Origin of the sequence: Psychrobacter sp. AOP31-B2-9, assembly GCF_052378005.1 — a bacterium.
Classification (GTDB): domain Bacteria; phylum Pseudomonadota; class Gammaproteobacteria; order Pseudomonadales; family Moraxellaceae; genus Psychrobacter.
Genome location: NZ_JBQSXG010000112.1, coordinates 1 through 10389, shown reverse-complemented (window position 1 = coordinate 10389; position 10389 = coordinate 1). Strand labels below are relative to the sequence as shown.

Here is a 10389-nt window from a genome sequence, read left to right as displayed (position 1 = left end):
TTTGGCTGTTTTTATAGTGAAGCCTCGCAATTAGAAGAGTTAGCAGCGTGCTTAAATTTACCGCGCTCAGAGCAGCACGATGGCTTTGCGCGGCATCCACTGGCTTATTTACTAGAAGCCGCTGATGATATCTGCTATGCCCTAATTGACTTGGAAGATGGCATTAATCTGAATATACTTACTTACGCTGAAGTGGCTACTATATTTTACGAGCTCATCGGTGAGCGACCTACTAGGATTGACTTACCCACACACCTCTCCATCAGACAAAGTCTAGCGTCATTACGGGCACGAGCGATGATGCGTTTGGTCAATACTGTAACCGATGCTTTCGTCACCAATAGTGACGCCCTACTTGCTGGAAAACTAGACGGCAGCCTATTTGATCACTGTGACACAACAGTACAAAATGGTATTAACCAAGCCAAACAATTGGCACGTGAAAAGATATTCAATCATCCAAGCAAAGTGCGCATGGAGCTGATGGCCAATCAATGCCTGCATCGTCTATTAGACGCCTTTATGCCGCTCGCTTGGACAGGAAATGATACAACATCTCCATCACAGTTCATGTCTTTTGAGCAGCAGCGCCTACTAAAACTACTGCAGCCACATCTCCATGAGCATCGCCGTGACTTGTCAGACAATGTCTATCACAATATTTTAAATATTTTGGATTTTATTACGGGTATGAACGACCACGAGGCCTATCGACTGGCTCAAGAATTGCAAGGTCATTGGAGTACGATGGTTTGATAGACCAGTGTAGTTTAATAAATTCACGCAAATTGCGTATTTTATTCGTATTTTTATGCTGAAATGAGTATGATAAAACCCTATCGGATAATTTTGAAATATTATGAGTAGTCGCGAACAAAAAAAACTTCAAACTCGGCACGCTTTTTTTAATGCTGTGCTCGATTTATGTATGACAGGACAGTCTTTTAGCTCTATCAGCCTCAGACAAGTCACGCGTGAGGTCGGTGTTGTGCCGACGGCATTTTATCGGCATTTCGATGATATGGAATCACTCGGGCGGGCGTTGGTGGTTGAAGAATTAGGAGGCACGTTAGCCATATTAAGCGACAGCTTACAGATTGGACGTAAACGCAGCTTCGATCGTCAAATTGCCAAGAGTATTCAGTTGTTTTTATACATGGTCAGTGATCAGCCTTATTACTGGCAGTTTTTGATCAGTGAACGTTATGGTGGTTCAGAAGCGGTTCGTAAAGCCATCAACGACCTCATTAAAAAACATGCTCAAGGCCTCGCTGATGACTTAGCACTACAGCCAGCATTTACGCATATTAATGCCTATGATCGGCGTTTATTGGCTGAAGCGGGAGTAAACATGTTCTTTTCTTGGATCATTGATTGGTTAGAGCTGACCTACACAGAAGATCATGATGATGAAATTGATTTGAATGAAATTGAAGAGAATAAGCAGTTGATGCTACATAACTGCACTCGCCAAGCACAGATGCTATTTTATGGTGCTTATAACTGGAAATCTAGCGAAGAGACCTGCTTAAAAGATTAGATTGGTTCGCCATCATGCCTGCTATGGCAAAGGCTCTATAAAAGTCTTATTAGCAAACTAGGAGATGTTGAAGATTCATAAATAGCTGCCTGTTTTCGCTAAGCACGTTTCTAAACAAGGCGTGAAACGACGGTGATGCTCATGCCTTAACTAGGTTTGCAACACAGTTAAGGCATGAGCATGAGCATCAGCGCCAATATCAATAGAAAGAGACAAGACTACTTTTGCCATTTCATCATTAGGCATAGACGTTTAGAATCACCAAACCTACTATTTTTAACGTCGAGATATCTAAAAAATAGTCCTTAGCAGTGTCATCGTCGAATATCAAACACGCCCGAACAAGCATCGATATTTCGATTAATAGTTGGTATTACGATGCTCTTCTGACTCAGTCTCAATTTGTTCTACCAATTCCTGCATATCTTCATCCATGACTTCATCACTGACAGCAGGATAATGACTGGGCAATTCTAGTATCTGCTGCACAAAGGCATAGCGTAGCGTATCTCGGCGACCCAAATAACGCTGATAAAAGCTCGAATTCAGCAGTCCTGCTCCGCCCTGACCCATGGCCCAGATAGATGACAGATAATCACGCGTACTCAAGCTACTGCGCTCATCCTTTAAGTAAGCACTGATAATATCAATCAAGCGTTTCATGCGCTGACGGCGAATATCATACAGTTCACCAAATAAGCGATTAAGACCCGTCGCCGATGCTGCCAAACGCTCTTCAATCTGATTCAGTAGCATGGCTTTTTGCGGATTAAATAATTGCTGAAAAATCATACGCGCCACGCCTGCCGATGCACAGTCATCAATCCGATTAATATCAAACAAATGCTCTTCATAACGTATAATAATACGTAAATAAAGCTCATCCTTACTGGAGAAATGTTTATATAGCGTACCTTTAGCCAAATCTAGCTGGTCTGCCAAACTGTCTAAAGTGATATCACCATCACCCGACTCAAGTAGCAGTTGCTCTGCCATCGCCAAGATATTCTCTTCTCGTAACTTGAACTGACGTTGACGACTCATAACCTCTCCTAAAACCTAACAACATTTAGCACATAATCATCATTTATATCAGATCAGCGATATGATCAGTATCAAATCATATAAAGCCTTCTAGAAAAAACGATAGAGAACCTGCTTACACTTCCTAATTAATATTTTATAATCATACGCTTATACGAATTAATAGCCTATAACTATAAGCCCGTACAGCAAATGACTGACTGGTCATAGCATAACCATTTTAATGATACTGTGCCAGTAAATTTTCAAAGTTTTTTGCAGTTAATGCGCCTACCTCTTCGCTACTACAACCATACATATCCGCGATGCAACTTGCAACGTAAGGTACATATGCAGGCTCATTGGGTTTACCACGTTTGGGTACAGGCGCTAAGTAAGGACTATCAGTTTCGATAAGCAGTCTGTCTCTAGGCATGTTTTTTGCGGCATCTTTGATTTGTTGGGCACTTTTGAAACTGACGATACCCGAAAATGAGATATAGAATCCTAAATCAAGTGCTTTTTTTGCAGTCTCCCAATCCTCGGTGAAACAGTGAATAATGCCGTGCTCTGCCCCTTCAGCTTTTAAGATATCGATTGTATCTTCTTTAGCATCACGCATATGTATGACCAATGGCTTTTTCAAACGTTGACTGGCATGAATATGACGAGCAAGGCTGTCTTGTTGCGCCTTTTTATTCTCTGTCGACCAGTAGTAATCTAGCCCCGTCTCTCCAATTGCCCATACATGATCTGCAGCAGCGGTTTCTACCAAACGCTCAACAGTGGCTGATTGTAATACGCTAATATCTTCACAAGGATGAATCCCCACACTCATACCAAGATTAAGCGTGTCATCACCATAGGTGCTAACGATATTGGCAATCTCATCATATTCAGCAAAATCACACATAATCGCCATTGCTCGAGTGACATTGGCTGCTTTCATAGCCGCGATTGCGCCCGATAATTGACCATCATATTTGGTCAAATCTAGACGGTTTAGATGGCAGTGTGTATCAGTAAACATAAAAATCTCGTTAATAAAAATAGAAAAATAAAAATGGATAAATAAAAATATTGGCATTCAATATCTGAATAAATAATTCAATAGATGGTTTAGTTATTGTTCTTAAACAGGCTATTTTCAAGTACTGTTTAACGGTACACTATCAGCAGTCCCAATATTTGAACGTGCAACAGATCCCATTATGAACCCTAAAAAAACCATCACCTTATCGCCTATCATAAAAGCTATCGTGCCCAAACAATTGTATAAGCGACGGTTTTTGTTACAGGATAAAGGACACAGCAATCATATTGATATCGCTAGCGATGCGTATATTGTTGGCGACTCAGCTATCACCATTCGTAAAGGTCATGACAATCAAATTACCATCGGCAAACGCGGTAAATTTAATAGGTTAAAAATTGACATCAACGGTAATCACAATCATATAACTATCGCAGAGCAGGTCAAATTCTCTGGGCAGTTATTAATCGTTGGTAACCATCTACACATTCATATCGGTGAACGCACCACCGCGATTGACTGTTATATTTTGGCACGTGACAAAAGCGTGAGCATTGGTAACGCTTGCATGATATCGCGTGGCATTGAGATTCGCGCCACTGACGTGCATAAAGTTTATGATATGAACGCTGACATTAGGATAAACACTGCACATTCAGACGTTGTTTTAGGAGATCATATTTGGATTGCTGCCAATGTGACGATTTCTAAAAACGTTTCTATAGCCAGTGGCTGTATCATTGCAGCTGGCTCTTTTGTCAATAAACCAGTCGTCACCCCTAACTGCATGGTCGCAGGCACGCCAGCAAAGGTTATCCGTCAAAATATACGTTGGGAGCGCTAAAAACTGTTTAATGCTCTAGCATTAATTTAGCGGCACCACTCGCATCACTTCCTCTATAGTCGTCACTCCTTCACTAATGCGCTTGGCACCTGATAACCGAAGTGGTTGCACTCCTTCACGGTATGCTTGCTGCTTCAGTACATCCAGATTTGAGTCAGCCGCGACTAGTTTTTTGAGCTCAGTTGACAATGGCATGATTTCATACAGACCTACACGGCCCTGATAACCAGTATGACGACAGTGCTCACAGCCATTTGCGGTATACAGCTGTGCGGGCACTGGTGCGCGCCAAGGTTGTACTAGCTCTTGCCACTGAATCGCTATTTCACTATCAGGTATGACATCGATCGCTTGTTTGCAATGCGGGCATAAGGTACGTAGCAGACGCTGTGCCATCACCCCCAAGATAGTCGCCGAGGTTAAAAATGGCTGCACACCCAAATCATGCAAACGAGTGATTGAGCTTGGTGCATCGTTGGTGTGCAACGTCGAAAGCACCAAATGCCCTGTTAGCGAGGCTTGCACTGCCATATTGGCTGTTTCGGCATCACGAATCTCACCGACCATGATGATGTCTGGATCTTGGCGCATCAAGGAGCGAATACCATCGGCAAAGTGCAAATCAACGCCTGCATTTACCTGCATTTGGTTAAAGGCTGGCTCGATCATTTCAATCGGATCTTCAATGGTACAGACGTTAACCTGCTCTGTGGCAAGCTGCTTCAATGTACTATACAAGGTGGTTGTTTTACCCGAACCCGTTGGGCCTGTGACCAGAATAATTCCGTTCGGATGCGATGTCATCTCATTCCACATATCAAGCTGCTTACCAGAAAGGCCTAGCTGCGCAAACGAGCGTACCAGCACCTCAGGGTCAAACACACGCATGACCAACTTTTCACCAAAAGCGGTCGGCATGGTAGAGAGACGCAGTTCCGTTTCTAGTCCTTTTGGTGTGCGCGTTTTTAGTCGACCATCTTGCGGTTTCCGCTTTTCTGCGACATTCAGCCGTCCCAGAATTTTAATCCGTGCTGTGACCGCGACGATAATCGCTAAGGGCATCTCATAGACGGTATGCAACACACCATCAATGCGAAAACGCACCTTGCCAGTCTCACGGCGTGGTTCAAGATGAATATCACTCGCCCGCTGCTCAAACGCATATTGCAACAGCCAATCAACGACTTTCACGATATGCTGATCATTGGCATCAGGATTGGTGTTGTCACCCAATTGCAATAACGCTTCAACATTAGTAACATCAGATGCTGCACGCTTATGAACGCTATTTGCACCCGCAATCGCTTGCGTCACTTGATAAAATTCTTGGCGATAACGATTTATTTGCTCAGGATTGATATAAACCGTACGATAGCTTTTGGCTTTGATGAGCTTTTCAATACTCGATTGCCAGTCAGTATAAAATGGCTGATCGGTACCGATGACCACTTCGTCCACCGTGACCTCAACTGGTAATATGTGCTGTGAGCGTGCATATTCAAACGACATCAACTTTGTCACCGCAGGCACATCGACTTTTAGGGGGTCGATACGCACGAGTGGCATACCCGCTTTGGCAGCGAGCCACTGATTCAGCCATGATAACGTTAATTTGTTCTCAGCACTGTTATCGACCGCATGACCATTTGGCAAACCAAAATCACGAATGGTCAACAGTGGGTGCTGCGTCTTATCACGTCGGCTGGTAATGACCAGATTATAACCACGCTGATCGATTACCTTATCTGCCAACAGCTCATCCAGGCACCAACGCAAATCAATCACTATCGAATATTTTTGCTCAGACATATTTTTCTTCTTTTATCGTTTTAGAATATATGGTTAAAAATGATATCAATTTACATCACTTCTACAACGGCTGTTATTTGTAGTTCATCTACTGCTATCAACTGAAAGCTCACATCAACAGATTTATAGCGCATAGTAAACGGCATATTTATTTGAGTACGACGATAGGCAGGACGCGGATCTTGCGCAACGAGTGCTTTAATAACATCTATATCAGACAATACTAACTGACTCTGTATCTGACCTATAAATGCCGCAACCGTATCCTGTTTTATATTAACTGCTTGGTCATTCTCAAAAGTCTGCTCGGTATCAGCTAATGCTAAAAACTGCTCGTAGGCAGACTCCGTTATCGTCACCTCCAACCGCTCAGGAGCAGAAGGAGCAAACCCGCTTGCGGCCTCTATCAGTGCATCACTGTAAGCCACATACGGCTTTATATCAACAATAGGCGTGCCATCTATCATGTCCGCACCGCTAATGACGAGCAATGCTTTCCCTTGTACGATTTTGATATGCTCCAGCTTGACGACTGACAACCCTAACGCCGACGGTCGGTACATACTACGACTGGCAAAGACGCCTATCTTTTGATTACCGCCCAGTCTCGGTGGTCGTACTTGCGGGCGAAAGCCAGTGGTTTTTGTCGTAGCTGTATTTTTGTTAGCCAAATTGTCTGTTTTTATGTCTTTATTTATGTTTTCTTTTATATTATTTTTTACATAATTGTGATGAAATTGCCAACTGATCCAAACATGGCTAAACGCTTCTAACCCCGCAAATGCCGCTGGCGTGTCATAAGGCGCTAGCATCTCGATCACACTCGTCAGCGCTACCAGATTGGGCTGACGCGGCGCACCAAACTTCTGTGATAGCGGCGCACGGTGGTAACCAATGATTGGCGCATGATGATTTTCTAAAACAGTACATCCATCAGGCATAAACCCTCTCCAAAACATCCGCCGATAATGACATTTCACCTATCGTCGATCCACTATAAAATAAATACAGCGATACCGGTTACATTTTGCACAGCCTCTATCTATGGGCACAGCAAGCAAGAAAAATGTAAACCATACCCTGTGGTTGCGCCTCTTTTATTTAGGGCTGACGATATATAAAACAGCTTGAATACAAAATTATTCACTAACGATATTCCATTTTATCATGCTACATAATCATTGCTAGACGGATTTTTATTTTAAATTTTGCTATTATGAGCAAGAATAATTATTGAGAATGAATTGCATCCAGATTAAGATGCCCTGTAGCTTATTTATACAGACCAATTCATATAAACTGATTCATACAGACTGTATTTATATAAACTAAAGTATACTGCGACATCTGGACACTGCCTGACTATTTAAGCATCATCATAATAAAGGTTTGATGCAGTGCTATATGACACATTCAATTAATACTATTAACGCAAACAGCGACTATTTAACGAGGACTTTATGTCAAAACTTCGCACCGAAATGGTTACAGAGGTTCATCACTGGAATGACTCTCTATTTAGCATAAAAACTACTCGCGACGACGGCCTACGCTTTCGTAATGGTGAATTTGCGATGATTGGTCTCGTCGTCGATGGCAAGCCATTATTACGTGCTTACTCGATTGCCAGTGCTAATTACGAAGACCAATTAGAGTTTTTCTCTATTAAAGTACAAGATGGCCCACTAACCTCACGCCTACAACACATTAAAGTAGGCGACGAGCTATTGGTTAGCAAAAAACCAACGGGCACGCTGGTATTAGATGATTTATTACCAGGTAAGCATTTATACATGCTATCAACAGGCACAGGACTGGCACCGTTTTTGGCCTTGTCACGTGATCCTGAAGTGTATGAGCGTTTTGAGAAAATTATTTTGGTCCATGGCGTACGTCATACCAAAGATTTGGCCTATCGTGATATGTTCGAAACCGAGCTGGCCAATGATGAGATATTTGGTGAATGGTTCCGCGAAAAGTTCATCTACTACCCGACTGTGACTCGTGAAGAGTTTAGAAACCAAGGTCGTATCACGGATCTTATGAAATCAGGCAAGTTCTTTGAAGATATCGGCTTACCACCGATGAATAAAGACGACGATCGCGTGATGATTTGCGGTAGCATGCCATTTAATGCAGAAGTGTCTGCTATCTTAGATGACTTTGGTCTCACCGTCTCACCACGTATGGGCGTACAGGCTGACTATGCGGTTGAGCGTGCTTTCGTCGGTTAGTATGATACAGAGATTGGAGTTTTTGAGAAAATCAAAAATTATAGTAAATAATTCTTGACGGCTAAAAATAGCCTGCTATAATACGCAGCCTATACAGAGTTAACCCTGTAGCCCAATTCAATAATACCTATCTAGTAGATATTATTACCTAACATGCCAGTGTGATGGAATTGGTAGACATGACGGATTCAAAATCCGTTGCCTAATAAGCGTGTCGGTTCGAGTCCGACCACTGGTACCAATACATAGTTCTATACTATCTTATAGAATAACTAAAGCCCCTGATATCAGGGGCTTTATTGTATCTGGTGTTTCATACTGTCGCTAAAATATATAGAAAGCGCCGGTAAATCAATAATCATGCTGATACACTGGATCATAGCTGTCAGAGTCCATTTGATTATCATCACAGCTGGGACACGTTTCGACAACGCTATCTTCGATAATGTACATATCGATATTATCATTTTGGCGAGCGGCTTTTTGAGACCAGTGATGTGCTTTGTCTGAGTCTTGATCAACGCCCGTGCCTTCTCTGTACCCTGTATCTTCTCTATACATAGAAGCCTGATAGTGCTGAGCATCAGTATCGCCTTGATTAGCAAGTGCTGTCTCATTGATTGTAAAAGAAGTTTCAGCAACTGCTGAAACCATCATTCCAAATGACAACCCTATCATTAGCACCTGATAAGTAGATGTCTGCTTTAACTTTTTTAAGATCATAGTTTCTCCTATTTAATTAGCGACAACTCATCACAACTAGGCTGATAGCCATTGTCACAAGATTTTCTATACCACTCTTGTGATTTAATTTTGTCTTGCTCCACACCTCTACCTTCAAAATACATTAAACCAAGACTGTTCTGTGCTTCGGCTATGTCTTGATTTGCAGCTTTTAGATACCATTCGGCTGCTTTTTTATCATTAAGCTCAACCCCCTTACCAGTTTCATACATGTCACCGATATTGTTTTGAGCGCCCGCGTATCCTTGAGCAGCAGCTTTTCTTAGCCACTTCAGAGTCTCTGCGTAATCCTGACTCACTCCTAGACCCTCATAGTACATGGCAGCTAAATTGTACTGAGCCAATGCAAAACCCTGATCCGCCGACTTCCGATACCACTCAACTGCTTTATCATAATCTTGCGGAATACCTTTGCCATTTTGATAAAAAGTGCCAAGATTATATTGAATTTCAGCATTACCCTGTTTGGCAGCTTTTTCATACCACTCAATAGCCTTAGCATAATTTTGACGTACGCCAGTGCCATTACTATACATCTCTCCAAGTGTATATTGAGAAGATTCTCTGCCTCTATAAGCAGCTTCTTTGGTCCATTCAAATGCTTTAACATCATCTTGACTTACGCTATCTCCTGTAAGGCGCATATAGCCAAAAGTCGCCTGAGTAGTCGCTATACCATGGTTTATGAGCTTACTTACGATTCCAAGGTCAGCAGCAGCTGGTAAGGTTAGAGCGCACGATAATCCTATTACCATGATTTTATAGATGACTGTCTTATTAAGTTTTGACATGATAATTATTCTTTCTCATTTAATTTTTGGAGAGACTAACAGTCTTATCTCATCACTATTTCTTCGAGCTTTGCTGTTTCACTCTAACAATTCAATCTTACCTTCAACGACATCTCTATCCGCCAAATGTCACGCTATATAAAAATTTATTTTGTCATATAGTTTATTCAATTTAAAAGTAGTACGAGACAGCCGAGTGTAGATGTATATTCAAAACTTCAAACGAGGTTAACGCTGCAATGCTTTTATAATGGAATGACTATAATACATTGTGTGTCTCATCCTGCTATTGATAAGTACAAAAAAACAGTTGAAATAGCATTTTGAATAAGAGGCTCAGATTTATAATAAGAAATATATTCATGGAAAAC

9 protein-coding genes, 1 tRNA gene and 1 pseudogene are annotated in these 10389 nt (G+C 41.9%); 5 read left to right on the top strand and 6 right to left on the bottom strand.

Annotated elements, in window-relative coordinates; genetic code table 11:
* Together ACT3SX_RS11505 and ACT3SX_RS11500 are read left to right on the top strand one after the other, a co-directional pair.
* A pseudogene (locus ACT3SX_RS11505) lies at window positions 1–756 on the top strand (deoxyguanosinetriphosphate triphosphohydrolase); the annotation flags it as partial.
* Between the two features lie 103 nt (window positions 757–859).
* A complete protein-coding gene (locus ACT3SX_RS11500; protein WP_192520135.1) occupies window positions 860–1540 on the top strand; it encodes a TetR family transcriptional regulator in 681 nt (226 codons plus the stop codon).
* A gap of 360 nt (window positions 1541–1900) precedes the next feature.
* On the opposite strand, the gene ACT3SX_RS11495 is transcribed toward ACT3SX_RS11500, so the two are convergent.
* Both ACT3SX_RS11495 and ACT3SX_RS11490 read right to left on the bottom strand, forming a co-directional pair.
* Window positions 1901–2584, bottom strand: a complete 684-nt coding sequence (locus ACT3SX_RS11495) for a TetR/AcrR family transcriptional regulator (protein WP_192520134.1) — start codon at window positions 2582–2584, stop codon at window positions 1901–1903.
* A 220-nt stretch (window positions 2585–2804) separates the two neighbouring features.
* Window positions 2805–3593 carry a TatD family hydrolase gene (locus ACT3SX_RS11490; protein WP_192520133.1) on the bottom strand — a complete coding sequence of 263 codons (789 nt, stop codon included), beginning with the start codon at window positions 3591–3593 and terminating at the stop codon, window positions 2805–2807.
* 181 nt (window positions 3594–3774) lie between these two features.
* Here ACT3SX_RS11490 and ACT3SX_RS11485 point away from each other — a divergent pair, with 181 nt between their 5' ends.
* Window positions 3775–4440 carry an acyltransferase gene (locus ACT3SX_RS11485; RefSeq protein WP_192520132.1) on the top strand — a complete coding sequence of 222 codons (666 nt, stop codon included), beginning with the start codon at window positions 3775–3777 and terminating at the stop codon, window positions 4438–4440.
* A gap of 21 nt (window positions 4441–4461) precedes the next feature.
* Here the strand turns inward: ACT3SX_RS11485 and ACT3SX_RS11480 are convergent, their stop codons facing one another.
* Both ACT3SX_RS11480 and ACT3SX_RS11475 read right to left on the bottom strand, forming a co-directional pair.
* The gene (locus tag ACT3SX_RS11480) at window positions 4462–6249 is read right to left on the bottom strand and encodes a GspE/PulE family protein (protein WP_192520131.1); all 1788 of its coding nucleotides are present in this window, start codon (window positions 6247–6249) and stop codon (window positions 4462–4464) included.
* A 50-nt stretch (window positions 6250–6299) separates the two neighbouring features.
* Entirely contained in the window at window positions 6300–7190 is an 891-nt protein-coding gene (locus ACT3SX_RS11475) for an SAM-dependent methyltransferase (protein ID WP_192520130.1), read from the bottom strand.
* A 519-nt stretch (window positions 7191–7709) separates the two neighbouring features.
* Here ACT3SX_RS11475 and ACT3SX_RS11470 point away from each other — a divergent pair.
* Both ACT3SX_RS11470 and ACT3SX_RS11465 read left to right on the top strand, forming a co-directional pair.
* Complete coding sequence (locus ACT3SX_RS11470; RefSeq protein ID WP_192520129.1) at window positions 7710–8483, top strand: ferredoxin--NADP reductase; 774 nt, start codon at window positions 7710–7712, stop codon at window positions 8481–8483.
* A 155-nt stretch (window positions 8484–8638) separates the two neighbouring features.
* Window positions 8639–8724: transfer RNA gene (locus ACT3SX_RS11465), tRNA-Leu, on the top strand.
* Window positions 8725–8834: 110 nt separating this feature from the next.
* Here the strand turns inward: ACT3SX_RS11465 and ACT3SX_RS11460 are convergent.
* Both ACT3SX_RS11460 and ACT3SX_RS11455 read right to left on the bottom strand, forming a co-directional pair.
* On the bottom strand, window positions 8835–9206 hold the full coding sequence (locus ACT3SX_RS11460) for an SEL1-like repeat protein (protein ID WP_192520128.1): 372 nt from the start codon (window positions 9204–9206) through the stop codon (window positions 8835–8837).
* Between the two features lie 8 nt (window positions 9207–9214).
* Entirely contained in the window at window positions 9215–10018 is an 804-nt protein-coding gene (locus ACT3SX_RS11455; RefSeq protein ID WP_442069911.1) for a tetratricopeptide repeat protein, read from the bottom strand.
* Window positions 10019–10389 lie beyond the last annotated feature (371 nt).

Excerpts from the sequence above, each read along its gene's own strand:
- ACT3SX_RS11500 (WP_192520135.1), top strand. The coding sequence starts at position 860 with ATGAGTAGTCGCGAACAAAAAAAACTTCAAACTCGGCACGCTTTTTTT.
- ACT3SX_RS11495 (WP_192520134.1), bottom strand. The coding sequence starts at position 2,584 with ATGAGTCGTCAACGTCAGTTCAAGTTACGAGAAGAGAATATCTTGGCG.
- ACT3SX_RS11490 (WP_192520133.1), bottom strand. The coding sequence starts at position 3,593 with ATGTTTACTGATACACACTGCCATCTAAACCGTCTAGATTTGACCAAA.
- ACT3SX_RS11485 (WP_192520132.1), top strand. The coding sequence starts at position 3,775 with ATGAACCCTAAAAAAACCATCACCTTATCGCCTATCATAAAAGCTATC.
- ACT3SX_RS11480 (WP_192520131.1), bottom strand. The coding sequence starts at position 6,249 with ATGTCTGAGCAAAAATATTCGATAGTGATTGATTTGCGTTGGTGCCTG.
- ACT3SX_RS11475 (WP_192520130.1), bottom strand. The coding sequence starts at position 7,190 with ATGCCTGATGGATGTACTGTTTTAGAAAATCATCATGCGCCAATCATT.
- ACT3SX_RS11470 (WP_192520129.1), top strand. The coding sequence starts at position 7,710 with ATGTCAAAACTTCGCACCGAAATGGTTACAGAGGTTCATCACTGGAAT.
- ACT3SX_RS11460 (WP_192520128.1), bottom strand. The coding sequence starts at position 9,206 with ATGATCTTAAAAAAGTTAAAGCAGACATCTACTTATCAGGTGCTAATG.
- ACT3SX_RS11455 (WP_442069911.1), bottom strand. The coding sequence starts at position 10,018 with ATGTCAAAACTTAATAAGACAGTCATCTATAAAATCATGGTAATAGGA.